18 protein-coding genes are annotated in these 22,165 nt (G+C 68.3%); 12 read left to right on the top strand and 6 right to left on the bottom strand.

Annotated features, from left to right (window positions below; all coding sequences use genetic code 11):
* Positions 1 to 558 (bottom strand): nucleotidyltransferase family protein, encoded by a 558-nt coding sequence (locus MAAFP003_RS02580; protein ID WP_096284176.1) that lies wholly within the window; start codon positions 556 to 558, stop codon positions 1 to 3.
* A 52-nt stretch (positions 559 to 610) separates the two neighbouring features.
* Here MAAFP003_RS02580 and MAAFP003_RS02575 point away from each other — a divergent pair, with 52 nt between their 5' ends.
* From MAAFP003_RS02575 to MAAFP003_RS02550, 7 genes are all read left to right on the top strand, one after another.
* A complete protein-coding gene (locus tag MAAFP003_RS02575) occupies positions 611 to 2,944 on the top strand; it encodes a xanthine dehydrogenase family protein molybdopterin-binding subunit (protein WP_096284174.1) in 2,334 nt (777 codons plus the stop codon).
* Entirely contained in the window at positions 2,941 to 3,825 is an 885-nt protein-coding gene (locus tag MAAFP003_RS02570; RefSeq protein ID WP_096284172.1) for an FAD binding domain-containing protein, read from the top strand. The genes MAAFP003_RS02575 and MAAFP003_RS02570 overlap by 4 nt, the downstream gene beginning before the upstream one ends.
* Positions 3,818 to 4,327, top strand: coding sequence for a (2Fe-2S)-binding protein (locus MAAFP003_RS02565; protein WP_096284170.1), 510 nt, complete (start codon positions 3,818 to 3,820; stop codon positions 4,325 to 4,327). Before MAAFP003_RS02570 ends, MAAFP003_RS02565 begins: the two co-directional genes overlap by 8 nt.
* A gap of 179 nt (positions 4,328 to 4,506) precedes the next feature.
* Complete coding sequence (locus MAAFP003_RS02560) at positions 4,507 to 5,013, top strand: hypothetical protein (protein ID WP_423790878.1); 507 nt, start codon at positions 4,507 to 4,509, stop codon at positions 5,011 to 5,013.
* Between the two features lie 23 nt (positions 5,014 to 5,036).
* Positions 5,037 to 5,531, top strand: coding sequence for a hypothetical protein (locus MAAFP003_RS28905; protein WP_096284166.1), 495 nt, complete (start codon positions 5,037 to 5,039; stop codon positions 5,529 to 5,531).
* Between the two features lie 97 nt (positions 5,532 to 5,628).
* Positions 5,629 to 6,126: an oligopeptide transporter substrate-binding protein gene (locus MAAFP003_RS02555; RefSeq protein WP_133160815.1), complete on the top strand. Its 498-nt coding sequence runs from the start codon at positions 5,629 to 5,631 to the stop codon at positions 6,124 to 6,126.
* A 68-nt stretch (positions 6,127 to 6,194) separates the two neighbouring features.
* Positions 6,195 to 7,847, top strand: a complete 1,653-nt coding sequence (locus MAAFP003_RS02550; protein ID WP_096284162.1) for an Hsp70 family protein — start codon at positions 6,195 to 6,197, stop codon at positions 7,845 to 7,847.
* On the opposite strand, the gene MAAFP003_RS02545 is transcribed toward MAAFP003_RS02550, so the two are convergent.
* The 3 genes from MAAFP003_RS02545 to MAAFP003_RS02535 form a co-directional block, all read right to left on the bottom strand.
* Positions 7,841 to 9,340, bottom strand: coding sequence for a dynamin-like GTPase family protein (locus MAAFP003_RS02545; protein ID WP_096284160.1), 1,500 nt, complete (start codon positions 9,338 to 9,340; stop codon positions 7,841 to 7,843). The two genes, MAAFP003_RS02550 and MAAFP003_RS02545, sit on opposite strands and share 7 nt — an antisense overlap.
* The gene (locus tag MAAFP003_RS02540; protein WP_096284158.1) at positions 9,337 to 11,178 is read right to left on the bottom strand and encodes a dynamin-like GTPase family protein; all 1,842 of its coding nucleotides are present in this window, start codon (positions 11,176 to 11,178) and stop codon (positions 9,337 to 9,339) included. The genes MAAFP003_RS02545 and MAAFP003_RS02540 overlap by 4 nt, the downstream gene beginning before the upstream one ends.
* 94 nt (positions 11,179 to 11,272) lie before the next feature.
* Positions 11,273 to 11,635 (bottom strand): hypothetical protein, encoded by a 363-nt coding sequence (locus tag MAAFP003_RS02535; RefSeq protein WP_096284156.1) that lies wholly within the window; start codon positions 11,633 to 11,635, stop codon positions 11,273 to 11,275.
* Between MAAFP003_RS02535 and MAAFP003_RS29865 the strand changes: the two genes are divergently transcribed.
* On the top strand, positions 11,636 to 11,977 hold the full coding sequence (locus MAAFP003_RS29865) for a hypothetical protein (protein ID WP_096284154.1): 342 nt from the start codon (positions 11,636 to 11,638) through the stop codon (positions 11,975 to 11,977).
* Between the two features lie 3 nt (positions 11,978 to 11,980).
* Positions 11,981 to 13,390 (top strand): hypothetical protein, encoded by a 1,410-nt coding sequence (locus tag MAAFP003_RS29860; protein WP_096284152.1) that lies wholly within the window; start codon positions 11,981 to 11,983, stop codon positions 13,388 to 13,390.
* On the opposite strand, the gene MAAFP003_RS02520 is transcribed toward MAAFP003_RS29860, so the two are convergent.
* Together MAAFP003_RS02520 and MAAFP003_RS02515 are read right to left on the bottom strand one after the other, a co-directional pair.
* Positions 13,387 to 14,232, bottom strand: coding sequence for an IniB N-terminal domain-containing protein (locus MAAFP003_RS02520; protein WP_096284150.1), 846 nt, complete (start codon positions 14,230 to 14,232; stop codon positions 13,387 to 13,389). The two genes, MAAFP003_RS29860 and MAAFP003_RS02520, sit on opposite strands and share 4 nt — an antisense overlap.
* A 250-nt stretch (positions 14,233 to 14,482) precedes the next feature.
* The gene (locus MAAFP003_RS02515; protein ID WP_096290829.1) at positions 14,483 to 15,022 is read right to left on the bottom strand and encodes an Rv0340 family IniB-related protein; all 540 of its coding nucleotides are present in this window, start codon (positions 15,020 to 15,022) and stop codon (positions 14,483 to 14,485) included.
* A gap of 258 nt (positions 15,023 to 15,280) precedes the next feature.
* Here MAAFP003_RS02515 and iniR point away from each other — a divergent pair, with 258 nt between their 5' ends.
* The 3 genes from iniR (at position 15,281) to MAAFP003_RS02500 (ending at position 22,154) form a co-directional block, all read left to right on the top strand.
* Positions 15,281 to 17,683: an isoniazid response ATPase/transcriptional regulator IniR gene (iniR, locus tag MAAFP003_RS02510; RefSeq protein ID WP_096284148.1), complete on the top strand. Its 2,403-nt coding sequence runs from the start codon at positions 15,281 to 15,283 to the stop codon at positions 17,681 to 17,683.
* Positions 17,684 to 17,819: 136 nt separating this feature from the next.
* A complete protein-coding gene (locus tag MAAFP003_RS02505; protein ID WP_096284146.1) occupies positions 17,820 to 20,834 on the top strand; it encodes a (Fe-S)-binding protein in 3,015 nt (1,004 codons plus the stop codon).
* A gap of 30 nt (positions 20,835 to 20,864) precedes the next feature.
* On the top strand, positions 20,865 to 22,154 hold the full coding sequence (locus MAAFP003_RS02500) for a pyridoxal phosphate-dependent aminotransferase (RefSeq protein WP_096284144.1): 1,290 nt from the start codon (positions 20,865 to 20,867) through the stop codon (positions 22,152 to 22,154).
* Positions 22,155 to 22,165: the final 11 nt, after the last annotated feature.

Genomic DNA, 22,165 nt, shown 5'->3' with positions numbered 1-22,165 from the left:
TTAACCGGGCTCGTCGACGTCGTGACCGCCGGCGAGGTCACTGCAGTCGACGATCTCGACGTCGTGGCGGCCGCGCAGATACGCCCCGGCGCCTTTGTCTCCGGAGATCCGGGCCAGCACCTCGGGCCAGTGCCGGCGCGCGATGACCACCGGATGCCCGGGCCGGTCGCCGAAGTACGCACGCGCCAGCCCGGTGTCCGTGACCCGGCCGAGCACCCGCGCGATGACGTCGGGGCCCACGTCGGGAGTGTCGATCACGTGCACGACCGCGTAGTCGGCGCCCATCCGATCCGCCTCGGCCAGGCCCGCGCGCACCGACGCGCTGAGCCCCTCGTGCCATTGCGGCGCGGTGATGGCCGTGACGCCGGGCGGGGCCACGACCTGCGCGGCCCCCAAGACCAGGACGACATCGGCGCATCCCCCGTCGCGCAGCGCCCGGACCGCGATGTCCAGCCAGCCCTCGACCAGGACTTTCGGCTTCCCGTACCGGCGACCGGCACCGGCGGCCAGCAAGACTGCGACGTGGTGTGGCGGATCGGTGAACCGCGGTAACCGCACTCTCCTATGATGGCATTCACCTTCTCGCTCAGCGACAGCCCCATGGAGCGATATGACTCAGGATGTGCAACGGCCGCCCACCGCCCCGCCGCCCCGCTATGCCGGGACCCGGGTGCCGCGGGTCGAGGACGGCCGGTTGCTGACCGGCCACGGCACCTTCGTGGACGACATCTCGCGGCCCGGCATGCTGCACGCCTGCTTTGTGCGCAGCCCGTTCGCCCGCGCCCGGATCAACGGTATCGACGCCGCCGCGGCGCTGGCGCTGCCCGGCGTGCATGCGGTGTTCACCGCAGCCGACCTCAACGCCGACGTCAAGGAGTCCTGGCACGCCGTCGCCGGTAAGGACGTCGCGGACACCCCGCGGCCGCCGCTGGCCGACGGCGAGGCGAAGTTCGTCGGCGACCCGGTCGCGCTGATCGTCGCCGAGAGCCGCTACGTCGCCGAGGACGCGCTCGAACTGGTCGACGTCGACTACGAGCCGTTGCCCGCGGTTTCCGACTTCACCGCAGCGCAGACTTCCGACGTGCTGGTGCACCAGACGTACGCCGACAACGTCGCAGGCGGGATGGGCGGCGCGCCGCCGGACGAAGAGATCTTCGGCTCGGCCGCCTGCGTGGTGAAAGAGGAGATTTACCAACAGATTTACGCGCCGGTGCCGATCGAGACGCGTGGCCTGGTAGTCGAGTGGGTCGCCGCCACCGGAGAGCTCACCCTGTGGGCGTCCACCCAGACCCCGCACGAACTGCGCGCATTTTGCGCGCGCTTGTTAGGCATTGCGGCACAACGGGTTCGGGTCATCATGCGCGACACCGGCGGCGGTTTCGGCCAGAAGGTCGTTCCGATGCGGGAAGACATGTGCATCATGCTGGCCGCCCGCAAGGTTCCGGCGGCGCTGAAGTGGATCGAGGACCGGCGCGAGAATCTGATGTCGGCCGGACAAGCCCGCCACGTCAACGGCACCGCCCGGATGGCATTCGACGCGGACGGCCACATCGCGGCCGCCGACATCGACTTCATCCAGGACATCGGCGCGTATCCGACGCCGTATCCGGTGTTGACCACCGCGGCCATCGGCATGTTCTTCCCGGGGCCCTACCGCGTGCCCAAGGCCAGCTTCAACTACAAGACGGTGTTCTCCAACACCAGCGGCCTGGCCGCCTACCGCGGCCCCTGGCAGTACGAAACGCTGGCCCGCGAAATACTTCTCGACATCGGCGCCCGCAAGATGGGCCTGGATCCCGTCGATCTGCGACGGCGAAACCTGCTGCGCCGCGACGAGATGCCCTACTTCAACCCCAACGGCATGCCCTACGATCACGTCGCCCCGGCCGAGACTTTCGAGCAGGCCGTGAAAATCCTTGACCACGAAGGCTTTCGCAAGGAACAGCGCGAGGCGCTGGCTCGGGGCCGCTACCTGGGCCTCGGGTTCTCGGCGTACATCGAGCCCACCGGCGCGGCGACCGGTCACCTGGCGACCGAAGGCGCCACGATGACGATGGAACCGACGGGCAGGATCAACGTCTACGTGAACGGCGGCTCGAGCGGAAACAGCTTGGAAACCACCGTGATTCAGCTAACCGCCGATGCACTGGGCGCGGACATCGACGACGTGGCCACCATCCAGGGCGACACGGCGATCACTCCGTACGGCGCCGGGACGCAGGGCAGCCGCAGCGGGCCGATGACCGCCGGGGCGGTCGAAGAAGCCGGGGCGATCCTGCGGCAAAAACTCGTGACGCTGGCCGCACACCAGCTCAAGGTCACCGAATCCGAAGTGGAACTGGCACATTCGACCGCCTCGGTGCGCGGTGACTCGTCGAAGAAGCTGAGCTTCGCCGAGCTGGCCTACGCCGCCTACTACTCACCGCAGCAGCTGCCGCCGGGGACGTCATTGGAGGCCACCGCACGCTACGTCGCCAAGGCGCCGATCCTGTGGTCCAACGCGACTCATGCCTGCACCTGCGAGGTGGATATCGAGACCGGCAAGGTCACGTTGTTGCGCTACATCGTCAGCGAAGACGTCGGGCCGATGATAAATCCCGCGATCGTGGAGGGCCAGATCGCGGGCGGAACGGTGCAGGGCATTGGCGGCGCGCTGATGGAGGACATGGTCTACGACGGCGACGGCAACCCGCTGGCAACAACTTTCGTCGACTATCTGCTGCCCACGGCCACGGAGGTGCCGCCAATCGAGTTCGGTCACGTCGAGATCCCCGGCCCCGGGCCGGGCGGGTACAAGGGTGCCGGCGAGGGTGGTGCGATCGGCTCGACGCCGGCGGTGATCAATGCGATCAACGACGCGCTGGCTCCGCTGGGAGTGGCGATCACCCGGCTGCCGGCCACCCCGGCGTCGATTGCCGCATTGGTGGCCGAGGGAAATCAATGAAACCCGCGACGTTCGACTACCACCGGCCCGCCACGATCCAAGAGGCGGTGGGTCTGCTGGCCGACCTCGGCGACGAGGCGAAAATCCTGGCCGGCGGGCAGAGCTTGATCCCGATGCTGTCGATGCGGCTGGCCTACTTCGACCACCTGATCGACATTTCCCGGCTCACCGAACTGCAGGGCATCGACCATCGGGGCCACGAGCTGTGGATCGGCGCCGGCACCACCGAGGCCAAGGTGGGCGCCGATCCCCGCGTCCGTCAATCGGTTCCGTTACTGGCTCAGGTGACACCGTTCATCGGGCACTTCCAGATCCGCAATCGCGGCACCCTGGGCGGCTCGATCGCGCACGCCGACGCCGCGGGCGAGTACCCGGCCGTCGCGCTGACCCTGGACGCGACCATGGAGGTGCTTTCGCCGCGCGGGCGTCGCGAGATCACCGCCGCGGACTTCTTCGCCGGGGTGTGGGAGACCACGATGGAATCCGACGAAGTGCTGACCGGAGTCCGCTTCCCCCTCTGGAACGGCAGATCCGGATTCTCGATGCACGAATTCTCGCGCCGCCACGGCGATTTCGCGATCGCGGGCGCGCTGGTCGCGGTGACGCTCGATGACGGTGCCCGGATATCGCGCTGTGCAATCGGCTTGCTGGGACTGGGTCCCACGCCGCTGCGCGCCACCGCCGCCGAGCAGGCGGTGATCGGCCGGCCGGCCGGCGACGTGGCCGCCGAAGAGGTGGGTCGGGCCGCGATGACGGGACTCGACGCGATTCCGGTCGATCTGCAGGGGTCGGCGTCATATCGCAGGCAGGTGGGCGCCACGATGACCGCACGCGCCTGGACCAAAGCCATCGAACACGCCGCGGGAGCACGACATGCATGAACGATCAGTCCGCTTGTCGGTCAACGGAACTCCGTTCGTCGCCACCGTCGAGCCACGCATGACGCTGGCGGACTTCCTGCGCGACAAGTGCGGGCCGACCGGTACCCACCTCGGCTGCGAGCACGGGGCCTGCGGCGCGTGCACGGTGCTGCTGGACGGCGATGCGGTGCGGTCGTGTCTGATGTTCGCGGTGCAGGTGGACGGCATGGAGGTGACGACCGTCGAGGGCATCGCGGCGCCGGACGGCACCCTGTCACCGGTGCAGTCGGCGCTGCGGGAGTGCCATGGCCTGCAATGTGGATTCTGCACGCCGGGTTTCGTGATGTCGCTCACGGCGATGTTGCGTGACAATCCCGATCCGACCGACGGGGAAATCCGGGAAGGCCTGTCCGGCAACTTCTGCCGATGCACCGGGTATCAGGGCATCGTCGCCGCCGCGCATCGCGCCGCCGAGATTACGCGCGAGGCGCGCGACGCGCCGGAGTCTGCCGTCCAGCGATAACACTTTGCTATCGACGGCATTCCAAACGCGCGTCGCCCCAGCACATAGCGCCGTCTGCTGCGTAGTCTGCTTCTGATATCTCCAAGATTCGGGAGCGACGCGTGCGGTTTTCGCAGAGGACACGGTGGAGTCTTGCCGGTGGAACCTTGCTGCTTTCGCCCATATTGGTGATCAGTCCCATGCTGATCAACGGCTGTTCGTCCGTCATCGAGGGCAGACCGGTCGCCGCGCCGGGCGCCGGACCGACCGAACCCGCTTTTCCCGCACCGAGACCCAGCGCCGCGCCGTCGTACCCCACCGGGATCCCACCGACGACGCCGGTCAACCCGAACGCACCAGCCGGCGCGATTCCGCTGCCGCCCGACCAGAACGGTTACGTCTTCATCGAGACCAAGTCCGGAGTCACGCGCTGCCAGATCAATAAGGACAGCGTCGGGTGCGAGGCACCGTTCACCGACTCACCCATGCAGGATGGTGAACACGCCAACGGTGTCCACATCACCTCTGCCGGTTCCGTGCAGTGGATCTTGGGCAACCTGGGTGCCATTCCCACGGTCCCGATCGACTACAAGACCTACGACGCGCAGGGCTGGACGATCGAGGCGTCCGAGGCCGGTACCAAGTTCACCAACGCGCGTACCGGACACGGCATGTTCGTCAGCGTGGAGAAGGTCACCACCTTCTGAGGCCGGTCAGTACGATCGGTGCCGTGGCAGGCCCCCCGGACGACTTCAACAATGAACCGACGCGGTATAGAGGCGTCGGTAGGGGCGATCACCCGTCGGCCGATGAACCGCCGCCGCCCGCTCCCGACCCGGCGGAGCCCCCGCTCGATCCTTTCGACGAGGACACCGAACCCACCCCCTGGTACCGCAAACCGGTAGGGCTCATCATCTGGGGCCTGTCCGTGCTGATCCTGATCGCCCTGATCGTCTACGGCATCATCGAGCTCATCGGGGACCAGGGCACCAGTAACACCCCCAGCACCCACACGACGACCACCACGACGCCGACCACAACGCCGACCACAACGAGCACGGCCACGACCACCACGACCACGAGTCCGCCATCGGCCACCACGACCACCGAGCCACCCACCAGCGGCCCCGTCGAGTCGCCGGCCCCACAGCCGACTCGCCAAGAACCGACGCGTCGGCGTCATTGGCCATCCTGGCTACCGACGACCATCCCCGCGATCCCCTAACGAGTTGGTTGCAATTAAGTCAACGTTTGACGGCCGATCGGAACCTGCCCGTGTGGGTCCCACCTCGGCCGACACCGCCCCGATAGTCTCAGCGACCATGGCAAGGCAAGCGCCGGCAGACCAGTTCGTCGACGACGAACCGACCGTCTACATCCACTACGGTGACGACGCGTACGGCACCGCCCAGCCCGACCCTGACGACCCGATTCCGGGTTGGCGTAGACCAATTGCGTTGGCCGGGTGGGGCGTGCTGATCGCGGTCCTGATCGCGCTGATCGTCTGGGGCATCATCCAGCTCATGCATGGCGCCCCTCCGCAGGAGCCGGTAACGGGCCCCACTTTGGTTCCCTCCACCACGACGCCTCGGTCGTTCAACACCACCAGCGCGGCGCCGACGGTGTCGAGCGAGCCGCCGGCCACCACACCCACCGACACCCCCACGGCGTCCACCGAGGACACGCCGCCGTCGACCGCCACCACCACTGCGACCACGTCGTCGGGCGATGCGTACCCAGTGCCACAGCTGCCCTCGGTGATCACGCTGCCCCCGCTGCCCGGGCTACCGACCGAGATCACGCTGCCGCCCGGTCTGTGAAACGGGCTCCCACCTAGACTCGCGGGAACCCACAGCCACATTTACGACAACGCACAGGGGAACGCCAGATGTCCGAGTCGCTTGGGTTGTCCATCGGGATGGCCAACCTGGTCGCGGCCCGTGCCGGTGGTGACGTGGTGACTCGCAGATCCGTGCTCAGCCTGTTCGACCAGCGGGCATCCGAAGTCGGCCTGCCCGAGGAAAGTCTGGATCCGGCCGACGCCGGCCTGGTGATGCGGGGGTTCGTCGAACGGGTCGGGGACCGCACTCCGCTGGTGGCAGCCGACGGGACGAAGTACCTCGGCGACGCGCTGACGGTCGAAGCGCTCGAGGCGATGGCCCGGACCGTCGACTACGGAACACCGGTCACGATCGCGGTCCCCGCGTACTGGTCGCCGGCGCAGGCCGCGGCCCTGCGTGAGGAATTCTTCGCCCAGCCGGGCCTGGCGCCGGGCGGCGTACCGCCGGCGCTGATCTCCGATGCCACCGCCGCACTCACCGCGCTGCGGGCCGAACCCGACTTTCCGACCGCGGGCATCGTCGCGTTGTGCGACTTCGGCGCCGGCGGCACCACCGTGACGCTGAGCGACGCCGGGTCGGACCTTGCGCAGATCGGGCCGTCGGTGCGGTACACCGAATTCTCCGGCGACGGGATCGACGAGCTCATCCTCGATCACCTGCGTGAAGCCATTCCGGCCGACACCAGCGGCGGCGTGGCCAGCACGACACGGATGGGCTCGATGGCCCGCCTGCTCGAACACTGCCGCCGCGCCAAGGAAGAACTGTCGACAGCGACCACGACCACACTGCCCGCGGTCACCGGCGAGGATGTCGAGTTGTCCCGCAACGAGTTTGAAGAACTGATCTCCGGTCCGCTGGACGAATTCGTAACGGGCATCGAAAATATTCTGCGGCGCAACGAAATTCCGACCTCCAGCCTGACCGCCGTGGCCACGGTCGGTGGTGGCGCTGCCATCCCGCTGCTGGCCACCCGCCTTTCCGAACGTCTCGGAGTGCCGGTGCGCACCGCGCCGCAGCCCGGGCTCACCGCCGCACTCGGCGCCGCCGTCTTCGGTCAACAGCATCCCTCCCCGAGCGCGCTGGCGAGTCCCGTCGCCGAGAACCCGACGCAATTGGCCGCCGCGGCGCCGGCCGACATGACCCAGGTCATGCCGAATGCCCGGGTCGAAGAAGAGCGTCCGCTGGCGTGGTCGGAGGACGACGACGAGGAAGATCCCGTCCCCTACACCGGTCCCGAGCACAGCGGCCAATATGTCCGCGACGCAATGGATTTCGAGGACGGCGACGACGGCCCTTACCCCGCCCCGCCACTGTGGTACCAGCGTCCCGCCGTGGTGTTGAGCCTGGCTGCCGCGGCCGCGGCCATCCTGGTGGCCGTGATACTGGCGTTGACGCTCGGCGAGGAGAAGCCCGCGCCGGTACAGACCCCGCCTACTCAACCGACTGCCCCCTCGCCGGAGCAGACGGTGACAATCACCGAGTCGAACACCAACCCGGCCACGACGACGACGCAGGCACCGCCGCCACCGTCGACCCCCGCCACCGAGGCGCCACCCGTGACAACGACCACAACCGAGGCGCCGCCCACCACGACCTATCAGCCGCCAAGCACCACCACGGCCCCGCCGCCCACGACCACCTTTACGCCGCCGCCGCCGACCGAACGGGAGAGGCCGCACTGGCCGTGGCGGCGCTACTGAGGCCGGGCGCCGTGCGCGGCGAAGTCGGCGACCATCGCCTCGGCGCTGCGCACCGCGGCACGGCACGCCTTGGTGGTGAATGGGTCGTTGAGCGGATGCTCGGCCCGGCGGCGCCAGCGCTGCGCCGCGGCGAACGCGGCCCGCGGCCCCTCCCCGGGGTCTGCATTCTCGGGGTCCAGGCCTAGCCTGCTGGCCGGGCGGGTGCCCGATCCCCCGATGACCCGGCGCAGCGACGCCAGCTCTTCTTCATTTAAAGATGTTGGGCGAGAGGATAATTGGCTGAGAAGCCGAAGTTCTTCGAATGCGTGCGTGTCGGCCAGCAGCGGGTCGATGTCGGCGATGACGTAGGGCGTCGCGACGATCGGGAACGCCTCCACGAACCGGCGCAACGACACCAGCGCGGTGTGCGCCTTGAGCATGTCGGAGCGTTGCGCGAATTGCTGATCGATGACCTCACGCAGCGTCATTAGCCCGCTGCGCTCGAGTAATTCGTCGGCCAGCCCCGCCGCGTCGGCGACACCCGTGGCCAACACCGCGAGGGAAATCCGCAGCCCGAACATGCCGAACCGGTCCAGCAGCTGGGCGCGGGTGGCCGCGTCGACGGGCAGCGGGCTCTCGACACGAACGAAACGGTCCACGCTCAACATGGCCTTGCTGAGTTCGGTCTTGTCGGCCGCGGCCAGCTTCTGCAGGGCGATGAACTCGCTTTGGCGCAGCGTGCGCGCGGTCAGCGCCAACAGCCCCGAGACCGGCACCACGGCTTGGCAGATGCCCGTCTCGTTCATCTCCTTGGTGAACCGCTGCGCCACGTCGGCCGCCGACATCATCGCGTCGATGCGGCCTGCACCGATTTCGTCGGCCCGGGATGCCACACCGACGATGCCCAGGGCACCCGCGGATCCGCCGACGAGTTGCCCAATCTGCTTGAGCAGGGCGATATCTGCGGCGTTAAGGGTGCGCAGTAGGAAGACCACCGCGTCCACCCGCGGCACCCCGTCGGGGGGCACCAGCAGCCGCAGCGTGCGATCCGAGGCCTCCCGCGTTAGCGACGACGTTCCCGGGGTGTCGATGATCGTGGTCTCCACCAGCTCTTCGGCGGGCCACTCGACGTCCAGATCGGCCACGTCGGCCGGGTTGAGTGTCCGGAAGTCGAAGGTCAACCCGGCGCTGTGGTTGATCGGCACGTTGGAATGCCTTCCACCCCAATGGTTTGCGGTTACCTTCGGCGTGGGACCGTGCCGGAACCAGGTCACGATGCGGGTGGCCTCGGTGGCATCGGTCGGGGCGATGTCTTGACCCACCAAAGCGTTGAGCAGAGTGGACTTCCCGGCCTTGAGCGTGCCGGCCAGGGCGATGCGGATCGGCTCGTTCAGCCGCGCGCCGATGCGGTCCAGTTCATAGAAGACTTCCGGTCGGTTCCGGAATGCCGGCTCGCCACGGTAGGCCTGGATGGTCCCGCCCAAAATCGCACGCACTCGATCGCTAGTGCTCACACCCGTCCTACGGTCACCTGGGGCATCAGTTTGTCCACATTGTCGGTGACCTGGTTCAGGATATTCAACTGCCGCTCGAGTTCACGGATCTTGTTCTCGCGTTCGGCCTCTTCCACATGCGCCGCGGCGATGGTGGACTGCAGCGATTCGTTGAGCGAACGGGAGATCTCGTTGGCGATGTCGCGGTAGTGGTCGCGCAGCGTGCGGTGGATGATTTTGAGCCTGTCGCGAGATTCCTTGCCCACCACGAATGAGACGTCGTCAACGAAGCGCCGCACGTTCGTCTTGGCCTCGGCGCGCGCCCGCAGCAGCCGGTTCTCCTTGTCCTCCTTGTAGGCCATGCGGCCCAGGATCAGCCCGGCGCCCACCGACAAGGGGTTGAACAAGCCGAGCCCCGCCACCGAGGACAGCATGCCGATCATCACCACGCCGCCGTAGGAACCACGCAGCCCGCTCACCATCTTCTGGCCCTTGCCCGCCGGCTTGGACTCCAGGTCGGATACCGACTTGAGCTGGCCGAAGTCCTCGCCCATCGCGCGTTGATTCAGCTCGGGCGTCAGCACCGAATCCAGCCCTGCCGCGGCGAACGAATTCGCCACGTCGTCGGCCAGCTCCTCGGCGCGTTGGTAAGCCCAGACGAAGTTGTCCCCGACGGCGGTGGCCACCGCTTCCTCGACGTCGCTGCCGATTTCGGCCCAATGCCGGGTCGGGTCACACGAATCGATCTGTCGCTCGATGTCCTCGGTGAGCGCGCGGAAGCGGGCCCGCATGTCGTGATCGACGTCGGTGCTCAGGTCGGTGAAGCCGTCGTTGAGCACCTGCTGCCACAGCGCGGTCTGCTCCAGCGCGTCCAGCGCGTCACGCTTGCGCCGCTCCAGGTCGGCGGCGAGGCGGTCACGAAGCCCCGGGTCGTTGACGACCGCGAGTTCTGAGCCCGCAGCCATCGTCAATTGTTCTGCTGCCGAACGGATATCGCGCAGAACCTCGTCCCGCACCCGCTCGCTCTCTCGGGAGAGCACCCGCTCGCTGAGGAACTTCACGACCGCCGGGAAGTTGGATTCCTCGTTGAGTTCGGTGTCGTTCTGCGTGACGGCGTGGCTGCGCAGCAGTGACGAGACCGGCAGGATCGGCATCACCACCCCGGCGCGCTGCAGGTGCCCGGTGTTGGCGTCGACGATGTCGCGCCAGTGCGGATAGAGGTCGGTCTTGGTGGCCGCCAGCACTGCGACCGGGCAGATCCGATGCGCCTGCCGGATGAACCACATCTCGGGCTCGGTCAATTCCTGGCTGGTGTCGCTGACCATGATCAGTGCGTCCGCGTTGGGCAGCAGTCCGAGCGTGGCGGACAAGTGTGGCTGCCCGTGGCCGCCCACACCCGGGGTGTCGATGAACGCCAGCCCGCCCTGCAGCAGCGGGCTGGGCGCGCCGATCTCGACGCGCAGCACTTCCCGGTTGCCGGCTTGCGGCGCTCGTCGCAGATCGGTGTTGATGTCGTCGATCGGGATGTCGACGGGCACGGGCTCGCCGTTGGGGCCCGCGGCCACGATCAGCCGGGCCGACGGCGGGTCGCCATGGCTGACGACGGTGATGACCACGGTGGCCTCGTCGTCGCCGACGCGCGCCACCGGCAGGTTGAGTAACGAGTTGAGCAGCTGACTCTTGCCCTGCTTCAGTTGCCCGGCGATGACCACCCGGATCTGCGGGTCGGTGATGCGTTCGCGGGCGCGCATGAGGCGCTCTTTGAGGTCATCGCGGTCGTTGAGTTCGGCGATTGCGATGGTGTGGTCGATCAGCTCGACGATCACGCTGACGCGCCTCGGATCACTGGCTTGAGTCACCGCGGTTCCCCACTTTCTCGCATCTGTGATTACGGTATGCGCGCGAATCGGCGGGGATCAAAAGATCCCCGCCGTTTCGCTAGGTCCGCGCGCGTTACCCGTGCGGGCCGCCGACGTGCGACGGCGACGCGTGCGGTGCCGGCGCGGGTTCGTGCACCGGAGCCGGAGCGTGCGGAGTGCCTTCGAACACCGATGGGCTGTGCGGCGCCGGAGCGTGCTCGACCGGAGCCGGTGAATGCTGCACCGGCGCGGGCGAATGCTGCACCGGGGCCGGCGAGTGCTGCACCGGCGCGGGCGAGTGCTCGATCGGCGCATGCTGAGCCGGGGCCGGCGAGTGCTGCACCGGGGCCTGCTGCGCCGGCTCATGGATCACCGGTCCGCCCACGCTGCCGTGGCCGCCGGCAGCGCCCGAGCCTCCACCCTGGAAGACCGAGCCGGGGTTCGACGGCGGCGTCACGTGAGCGCCGACACCGCCTGCCGCACCGCCGCCGCCCTGAATTACCGGGGCCTGTCCAGCAGGCCCGGCCGGGCCGTGAGCGCCGATGCCGCCACCCCCGGCGACACCGCCGCCGCCACCGAGCGTCGCACCCTCCGGGCCGAGGATGCCGCCGTGGGCTCCCCCGCCGGCACCCGCGTTGATGCCGCCGCCGGCTCCGCCGGACGGGAAGCCACCGCCGACGCCTGCCCCCGCGGCACCGCCGGCTCCAGCGTGGCCGCCCAGACCAGCGCCGCCGGTCCCCCCGACTTCAGCGTGACTGCCCAGGCCGGCGCCACCGGCAACGGCCGCGGATTGCGGTGAGGCGTGGCCTCCCAACCCGCCCTCACCGCTCAACGAGCCGGTGCTGCGAGCGCCGCCGATACCAAGTCCAGCGCCGCCGGCCGCGGCGGCACCCCCCTGACCGCCGACACCGACACCCCCAAGCGGGCCGGCGACGTGGGGAGTGGCGGCGCCGTTGAGCGCGGCCCCCTCGCTAGCGATCAACCCCGCCTGACCGCTCGCGCCGAGGGCCGCGTTGCCGCCTACCCCGAGGGCTGCATTACCGCCTGCACCGGCGAGTGCACCCGCATTGCCGGCACCCGCCAGCTGGCTGCCAGCACCGAAACTCGCCTGGCTCGCGAGAGCAGCCTGGCCGCCGAAACCAGCTTGACCGCCCAGGTTGCTGCCGCCGGACAGTCCACCGCCGGCACCGAACGCGCCGCCCAGACCAGCCTGACCGCCTGCGCCCAAGCCGCCACCGATCTGGCTACCAGCCCCAGCACCAAAGCCGCCCCCAGCCTGACCGCCAGCGCCGAGGCCAGCACCGATCTGACTGCCGGCGCCAGCACCGAAGCCGCCCCCAGCCTGTCCGCTCGCACCGAGGCCGGCACCGATCTGACTACCGGCGCCAAAGCCACCACCAGCCTGACCACCGGCACCGAATCCCGCCTGGCTCGCCAGAGCGGCCTGACCGCCCAGACCAGCCTGACCGCCAGCGCCCAAGCCGCCACCGACCTGGCTACCAGCCCCAGCACCAAAGCCGCCCCCAGCCTGTCCGCTCGCACCGAGGCCGGCACCGATCTGACTACCGGCGCCAAAGCCACCGCCAATCTGACCGCCCGCGCCGAAACCACCACCGGCTTCACCCCGCAGACCGACACCGGCGTGGCCGGCGGCGTCGCCACCAAATCCGCTACTGCCGTTGAATCCAGCACCAGCACCGACGGCGGTGCGGCCACCAAAGCCGCCCTCACCAGCAAGACCCGCGCCACCACCAAACCCAGCGCCACCGTCAACTCCACCACCGGCCCGCAGGCCGACACCCTCACCGAAGCCGGCGTGACCACCAAGACCGCCCTCACCAGCAAGACCCGCGCCACCACCAAACCCAGCGCCACCGTCAACTCCACCACCGGCCCGCAGGCCGACACCCTCACCGAAGCCGGCGTGACCACCAAAGCCGCCCTCACCACCGACGCCGATACCGGTGCGACCGCCCAGGCCGACCTCACTGGCCAAATCGAAGCCGGTGTGTCCGCCGAAGCCACCACCGAGGCCAAGGCCGTTCTCGCCGCCGAAACCAAGTCCCGCACGGCCGCCGAATCCGGTCTGCGCACCCAACCCGATGCCCGTCAGGCCGCCGCCGCCAAGACCGAAGCCCGTGTGTCCGCCAAAGCCACCACCAAGACCCAGGCCGGCATTGATCCCACCACCCAGACCGAACTCGCCCCCTAAGCCGGTACCGAACCCGGTGCCATGGCCGAATTCACCGAAGCCAGGCCGGTCACCCCAGCCATGTCCCCAGCCAGGCCGGTCACCCCAGCCATGTCCCCAACCAGGCCGCCCGTCACCCCAGCCATGTCCCCAGCCGGGTCGCCCGTCACCCCAACCGTGTCCCCAGCCAGGCCGCCCGTCACCCCAACCATGACCCCAACCAGGCCGCCCGTCACCCCAACCGTGTGTCCCCAACCAGGCCGCCCGTCACCCCAGCCATGTCCCCAACCCGGCTCGCCCCAGCCCGGACCGAAGCCGCCCCAGCCAGGTCCGAAACCGGGACCGAACCCGCCGGTGCCGGGACCAAAGCCCCAGCCAGGTTGCAGGCCGAACCCGCCGTAGCTGGCGCCGTAGAGTCCGGCGTCGACAGCGCCGAGCAGTCCGCCACCCACATTGCCGACGATCGCGCTTCCCAGACCGAGAGCGGCGTCGGCGCCGTCGACCACAGGGGCAATTGCGTCACCCACCAGCGCGCCCGCGCCCTGGGCAACCTCGCCGACAAGGCCGACGGGACCGTACCCGTAGCCCGGGTCGTAGCCGCCGTAGCCTTGGTCGTAGCCGTAGCCGTCATAACCCGGGGCAAAGCCGTACTGGTCGGTCAGCACTTGCTGCAACCCACCGATCGGGTCGCCCGCGCCAAGGGGCACACCAGGAAGAGCGCTGGCCACCGCGGAGGAGAACTCCTCCGGAGCCACGTTGACCAGGCCTGCGTCGGTCATGGCCTGCCCGGGGCCCGCAACGAAAGCGCGGGCGGCGTCCGGGTTGCCAAACAAACCCATGATGTATTGGATCAGCCGGTCCATGATTGATTCCCCTTCACATCCCCTGCGCCGGATCGACCGGCGTTCTGCAATACACGCTATGGATTCCGCCCCTCCTCGGAATCGGGGACGGATCCCCCAGGCGATCGGTGCCTCACCGGGATCCGTGGGGGCGGAGCGTTAGGGGATTAGGGGATGTGCGCCACAACCCCGACGCAGCACCCAAGAGGCCCCTATCGGACAGCGTTAGCGCAGCTCAGAACGGCAAGGATGCGACCGCGGCGGCGAAGGATCAGCCGTGCAGGCCAAAGTCGTGGTGCTCCGGCTCGCCGGGGTGCGGGTGGGTGACCTGGTGATCCCACAGGCTCAGGTCGTGCGCCGGGAATGCCCCGTGATCGACCGGGTTATCCGGTGTTTCAGAGCCTGCGAGCTGCACCGATGCCCCAGGAGACTCAATGCCGAAGGGCCGCGGATCGACCGGCGCCTCGACGGGTGCGGGAATCGACGGCGGATGGATCACGCTGCTCGCCGGGCCATGCGAATCGACCATCCCAGTGGGGGTGTGCGGCGTGAAAGCATCCAGGGCGGCCGCGGCCGCACCGCTTGCCCAGACATTCCCGTGATCGGGGGCGGGCACGCCCGAGGCGGGACCGGCGGGAGTGCCCATCGACAGCGAATCCGTCACCATCGGAATCAAATTATTCACATCGGCGCTGGTCACATCGGTAAGGTGGGCCTCCGCGATGGACTGCGCGGGATTGGCCGCGTAACGCGCCGCAGCATCAGGGTCGCGGACCAGCGAGATCACGAAGTCGAGCAACGAGTTTGCCATCGGGCACACCTCCTCGCCGTTCGTTGCCCTTGCCGGCGGCATTTACAGGGACCGCCCAGTCAATTACCACGATGCTATCCGTCCGACCCAGTGCTGTGATCGGTGCACAACCCACCAGGCGCCCGAGAGCATTAGGGGGTGGCACTGTAGGGGAATCGCGTGGCTACGGGGATGACTCCCCGGATACGGGGGTTCGTGGGGCTATGGTGGAAAAACTGCTCCTGACCACCAGTGCAGCACCGATTAGGGGGACGCGACATGAGCGACTCCCCGATGCTCGAACAGGTCGTCCGGGCCGTGGCCGACGCGTCGACAAAGCCGGTGAAGCTCATGATCCGTGGCGGCATCGGGGCCGGCAAGACGACCGCCCTGGCCGCCGCCCGCGACGCGCTGCGGGGTGCCGGACTGACCGTGCTCACCCGGCCACCCCAGGCCGGCGATTCGCCCGACGCCGCGCTGGTGATCGACGACGCTCACCTGCTGACCGAGCCCGAACTGCTCAGCCTCACCGACTGCGTCGCCGACCCGCGGGCCACCGTGGTGGTGGCCGCCGAGCCGCAGGAGCGCCTGCGGGAACTGACCGTGGCGATGGAACGGGATCGACCGCCGATATCGCTGGGCCCCCTTCCCGTCGACGAAGGCCTGCTGGGGTGTACTGCGGGACTCCCGTTTCTGGTGCACGCGACGTCCCAGGGCACCGACACACCGGCCCAGGCAGCGACCTTCGCGCTGATCGCGCGATTGCGTCGGCTCGACGAACCGGACCTGGACACGCTTCTCATCATGTCGCTGACCCAAGAGCTAGGGCCAGCCGATGTGGCTGCGGCACTGGGTATTTCAGCGGCAGATGCACGTCGGACGGTCGATCGGGCCCGCGCCAGCGGGCTGATTGAGCCCTCACACTCCCCCGAATTCCTCCAGCTGGTCCACGCCGCGATCACCCAGATCGTCGGCAATGCCCACCACCGCGAGGTCGAAACCGCGCTGCTGCGTTCACAACTGGACATGTCGACGGTTTCGCTGCCGTTCGCGTTGCGGCTCGCCGAGCACGGGCTCAAAGACGACCGGCTGGCGGCCATCCTCGCAGAGCACGCCGCGGCATCGCGCGGCGTATCCGCCAGGGCCGCAAGGCTTTACCAGGCAGCCGTTGCAGCCGGAGCCGCAGGGCTGACATCTCGGGTCGCCGACGCGCTGGCCCTCAACGGAGACTGCGCCGCCGCGGCAGCACTGGCCGACGCGCTGCTGAGCTCACCTGATTCAGCCGAACGCGCTGCAGCGGTTCGGATTTCGGCCAGCATTGCAGCCCACGAGGGCAACGCGAATCAGGCAGCGGAATTGTTCAGCTGGCTGGGCCCGCACCCGGACGCGGTGGTTGCCGCGGCGGCCGCGATTACGCTCGCCTCGACCGGTGATCTGGTGACGGCGCGTGCCGCGTTGCGCCTCAAGGACGCCGGCCCACCGACGATCGCCGCCCGCACGGCGCGCAGCCTGGCCGAGGGACTACTGCTGACGATGGACCACCCGTATCCGGCCGCGATCGCGAAACTGGGCCAGGCGATCGCGGCCGAACAGACTGCGAGCGAAGTGATTCCGGACAGTCCGGCGGCACTGCTAACCCTGGCCGCGATCCACGGCGGCGATCCGGTCCGTGCCCGCAGCGTGATCGGCCGCGCCGTGCGCACCGACGGCGACGCACTCTTCGCGCCTCGGCACACCTTGCTGTCCGGCTGGATCAAGATGCAGGACGGGCAGCTGCCGTCGGCCAGTGCGGACGTCACGGCGGTCGGTTCGACCGGCTTACACCGGCGCGACGCATTGTGGGCAGCGGCCCTGCAGACGGCGATCGCGCGTCGCAGCGGTGACACCGGTGCACTTCAAAAGCATTGGTACGCAGGCATGGAGGTGCTGTCCGAGTACTCCATCGACCTGTTCGCGCTGCTGCCGTTGGGCGAGTTGTGGGTGGGCGCTGCCCGGATACGCCAGGTCGATCAGCTACGCCACGCCCTGGAACAGGCGTTTACCCTGCTGGAGTCGCTGGGCAACCCGATCTTGTGGTCAATCCCACTGCACTGGGCCGGCGTGCACGCGGGAATCCTGGCCAACGCACCCGATTTGGTCGCCCCGCATGGGCAAGCCCTAGGAGCGTCGGCCGGATCCAGCACCCTGGCGCAGGCCCTGTCGAATTCCGGCCGCACCTGGTTACGGGTCCTGGCCAACCAGGTCGACGCCGACGAAGTCACCGCGTCCGCGCGGGCGCTGGCGCATGTCGGGCTGACGTCCGACGCGACTCGGCTGGCCGGGCAGGCCGCGCTGCAAACACCCGACGGCAGGGTGTCCGGCGCGATGCTGCAGCTGGCCCGAGATCTCAAGTTGGGCGCGGACCCGGGCGGCCTGCCCACCGGGTTGACCGGCGACGAGCCGGACGGCGCGGCTTCGTCGCCCTCCCATCAGCCCACCTCGGGATCACCGCTGTCACAGCGCGAACGCGAAGTCGCCGAACTCCTCTTGCTGGGCATGCCATACCGCGACATCGGCGCCCAACTCTTCATTTCGGCGAAGACCGTCGAGCATCACGTGGCCCGTATTCGCCGTCGGCTGGGCGCCGGCTCACGCTCGGAGATGTTGTCTATGTTACGTGCCATGCTCACCCCGGAAGGCTAAGCCGCAGGTCAAAGGCTTTCGGGAGTCGCAGTTAGGGCAACCTTTCTCGCGTCGGTAGCAGCCCAGATGTCACTATGAGCTAGCAAAGATCGAACGAATTTTCGTTGAGCGACGATGCAATGGGGAGAGACCTTCGGTGACCACGCAGACGATCATCAGATTGGTGTTGGGGCTGGGCCTGACCGCGGTCGTGGCGTTGTTCGCACTCAAACGCGTCTGGTGGCTGTATCGACTGATCATGTCCGGGCAGCCGGTGAGCGGTCGCACCGACAACGTCGGCACCCGCATCTGGACGCAGATCGCCGAGGTGTTCGGTCAGCGCAAGCTGCTGAAGTGGTCGATCCCCGGCCTTGCGCACTTCTTCACCATGTGGGGCTTCTTCATCCTCATCACGGTGTACATCGAGGCGTACGGCACGCTGTTCCAACCCAACTTCCACATCCCGATCGTCGGCCGCTGGGATGCACTGGGTTTCTTGCAGGACTTCATCGCGCTCGCCGTGCTGGCCGGCATCATCACTTTCGCGATCATCAGATTGCGAAGTGAGCCAAAGGAACACGGCCGTTCATCGCGTTTCTACGGCTCCCACACCGGTGGCGCCTGGCTGATTCTGTTCATGATCTCACTGGTCATCATCAGCTTCGCGATCTTCCGCGGCGCCTCTGTCGTCACCGGCAACTTCCCCTACGGTCGGGGTGCGTTCTTCTCCCACGCCATGGGTGCGCTCATGCAACCACTGGGCGTGACCGCGAACGAATGGATCGAGACCTTCGCGCTGCTGACTCACATCGCCGTGGCGCTGTTCTTCTTGATCATCGTGCTGCACTCCAAGCATCTGCACATCTTCCTGGCCCCGATCAACGTCACCTTCAAACGCCTGCCCGACGGCCTCGGTCCGCTGCTGCCGATGGAATCCGGCGGCAAGCCGATCAACTTCGAAGATCCGGGCGAGGACGACGTTTTCGGTCGCGGCAAGATCGAGGACTTCACCTGGAAGGCGAACCTCGACTTCGCCACCTGTACCGAGTGTGGGCGCTGCCAGTCGCAGTGCCCGGCCTGGAATACCGGAAAGCCGTTGTCGCCCAAGCTCGTCATCATGGATCTGCGCGATCACTGGATGGCCAAGGCGCCCTACATCCTGGGTGAGAAGACCGCCGAGCCGATGGAAGGTCTGGACCTCGAGACGGTCGAAGAAGAAGGCCACCACGTTCCGGAGTCCGGCTTCGGCCGGGTTCCCGGCCACGGACCCGAGCAGGTGGCGCGCCCGCTGGTCGGCACCGCCGAGCAGGGCGGTGTGATCGATCCCGACGTGCTGTGGTCGTGCGTGTCCTGTGGCGCCTGCGTCGAACAGTGCCCGGTGGACATCGAGCACGTCGATCACATCATCGACATGCGCCGCTACCAGGTGATGATGGAGTCGGAGTTCCCGTCCGAGCTGTCGGTGCTGTTCAAGAACCTGGAGACCAAGGGCAACCCGTGGGGCCAGAACGCCGGCGACCGGACCAACTGGATCGACGAGGTCGACTTCGACGTCCCGGTCTACGGCGAGGACGTCGAGAGCTTCGACGGCTACGAGTACCTGTTCTGGGTGGGTTGCGCCGGCGCCTACGACGACAAGGCCAAGAAGACCACAAAGGCTGTCGCCGAGCTGCTGGCCATCGCCGGGGTGAAGTTCATGGTGCTGGGCACCGGGGAGTCCTGCAACGGTGACTCCGCGCGCCGGTCCGGAAACGAGTTCCTGTTCCAGCAGCTGGCCGCCCAAGCCGTCGAGACGCTGGACGGGGTCTTCGAGGGCGTGGAGACCGTCGACCGCAAGATCGTCGTCACCTGCCCGCACTGCTTCAACACCATCGGCAGGGAATACCGCCAGCTGGGCGCCAACTACAGCGTGCTGCACCACACCCAGCTGCTGAACCGGTTGGTGCGCGACAAGAAGCTGGTGCCGGTAACGCCTGTCTCGCAAGACATTACGTATCACGACCCGTGCTACCTGGGCCGTCACAACAAGGTGTACGAGGCGCCGCGCGAGCTGATCGGCTTCGCCGGGGCGAATCTCACCGAGATGCCGCGCAACTCCGACCGCAGCTTCTGCTGCGGCGCGGGTGGTGCGCGCATGTGGATGGAAGAGCACATCGGCAAGCGCATCAACCACGAGCGCGTCGACGAAGCGCTGGCCACCAACGCCGCGACGATCGCGACCGGCTGCCCGTTCTGCCGCGTGATGGTCACCGACGGTGTCAACGACCGACAGGAGGAGGCCGGCCGCAGCGGGGTCGAGGTGCTCGACGTGGCGCAGATTCTGCTCGGGTCCCTCGAGTACGACAAGGCCACGCTGCCGGAGAAGGGCACGGCCGCAAAGGAAGCAGAGAAGCGGGCCGCCAAGGCTGAGCCCACGGCCGCTGCTCCCGCCGCGACGGCACCGGCGAAGGAGGCGCCCGCGGAGGCCCAAGCGCCCGCGGCCGCCGAGCCCGAGCAGCCGGCCAAGGCCGCGGCGCCGGCGAAGGGGCTGGGGATCGCCGGCGGTGCCAAGCGTCCCGGTGCCAAGAAGCCCGCGGCCCCGGCAGCAGAGGAACCGGCTGCGGAGGCCAAGACGGAAGCCGCTCCCGCCAAGGGCCTGGGCATGGCTGCCGGCGCCCGAAAGCCGGGCGCGAAGAAAGCCGCCCCGGCCGCCTCGGCAGCCGCGGCCGAGGAAAAGGCCGACGCCGCCGAGGCCAAGGCACCGGCCGCACCCGTCAAGGGGCTCGGCATGGCCGCCGGCGCCCGAAAGCCGGGTGCCAAGAAAGCCGCCCCGGCCGCTGCGGCCCCGGCGACCGAAGCCGAGCCGGAGAGCGCGCCGGCCGCCGAACCAAAGGCCGAGGCCTCTGAGGCCTCAGAGCCCTCAGAGCCTAAGGCGCCGGCCGCGCCCGTCAAGGGCCTGGGCATCGCCGCAGGGGCCAAGCGACCAGGCGCCAAGAAGGCCGCGGCCCCGGCCGCCGAAGCGAAGGCAGAGGCCCCCGCACCCGCCGAGCAAAAGGCCGACGCTAAACCCGAGCCGAAGCCGGAGCCGGAGCCGGAGCCGTCCGAGGACACCAACGGTGACGCGGCGCCCCCGGCAGCCCCTGTCAAGGGGCTCGGGATCGCACGCGGGGCCCGCCCCCCGGGGAAGCGCTGATCACAGATTGGGCTCTATCAGAAAAAATCGGTGGACGCCGATGGCACCATTGGTGACGTGACCACTCACCAGGTGCCCGTGCACAGCCCCGGCCACCACCGGCAGCGGATCTTCGCGCAGTCGTCCAAGCTTCAGGACGTTCTGTACGAAATCCGCGGCCCGGTGCACCAGCATGCCGCGCGTCTGGAGGCCGAGGGCCACCGCATCCTCAAGCTCAACATCGGCAACCCGGCACCGTTCGGCTTCGACGCGCCCGACGTGATCATGCGCGACATGATCCAGGCGCTGCCCTACGCGCAGGGTTACTCGGATTCGCAGGGCATCCTGCCGGCCCGGCGCGCGGTGGTCACCCGCTACGAGCTGGTAGACGGTTTCCCGCGATTCGACGTCGACGACGTCTTCCTGGGCAACGGGTGCTCCGAGCTGATCACGATGACACTGCAGGCCCTGCTCGACAACGGCGATCAGGTGCTGATTCCCTCGCCCGACTACCCGTTGTGGACGGCGTCGACGTCGCTGGCCGGGGGCACGCCGGTGCACTACCTGTGCGACGAGACCCAGGGCTGGCAGCCCGACATCGCCGACATGGAGTCGAAGATCACCGAGCGCACCAAGGCGCTGGTCGTGATCAACCCGAACAATCCCACCGGCGCCGTTTACAGCCGCGAAATCCTCACCCAGATCGTCGCGCTGGCGCGTAAGCACCAACTGCTGCTGCTGGCCGACGAGATCTACGACAAGATCCTCTACGGCGACGCCAAGCACATCAGCCTGGCCACGCTGGCGCCGGACCTGCTGTGCCTGACCTTCAACGGCCTGTCGAAGGCTTACCGGGTGGCCGGGTACCGGGCCGGCTGGCTCGCGATCACCGGGCCCAAGGATCACGCCAGCAGCTTCATCGAGGGAATCAGCCTGCTGGCCAACATGCGGCTGTGCCCGAACGTGCCCGCCCAGCATGCGATCCAGGTCGCCCTCGGCGGCTACCAGAGCATCGACGACCTGGTGCTGCCCGGCGGCCGACTGCTCGAGCAACGCGATGTCGCGTGGACCAAGCTCAACCAGATCCCCGGGGTGTCCTGTGTGAAGCCGGATGGCGCGCTGTACGCGTTTCCGCGGCTTGACCCCGAGGTCTACGACATCGAGGACGACGAACAGCTGGTGCTGGACCTGCTGCTGCAGGAGAAGATCCTGGTAGGTCAGGGCACCGGCTTCAACTGGCCGGCCCCGGATCACCTGCGCATCGTGACCCTGCCGTGGGCACGCGACCTGTCGGCGGCGATCGAGCGGCTGGGTAACTTCCTGACCGCCTACCGGCAGTAGGCCGCCTCTAC

This window comes from Mycobacterium ahvazicum (assembly GCF_900176255.2).
GTDB lineage: Bacteria > Actinomycetota > Actinomycetes > Mycobacteriales > Mycobacteriaceae > Mycobacterium > Mycobacterium ahvazicum.
This window is presented reverse-complemented; position numbering and strand designations above follow the sequence as displayed.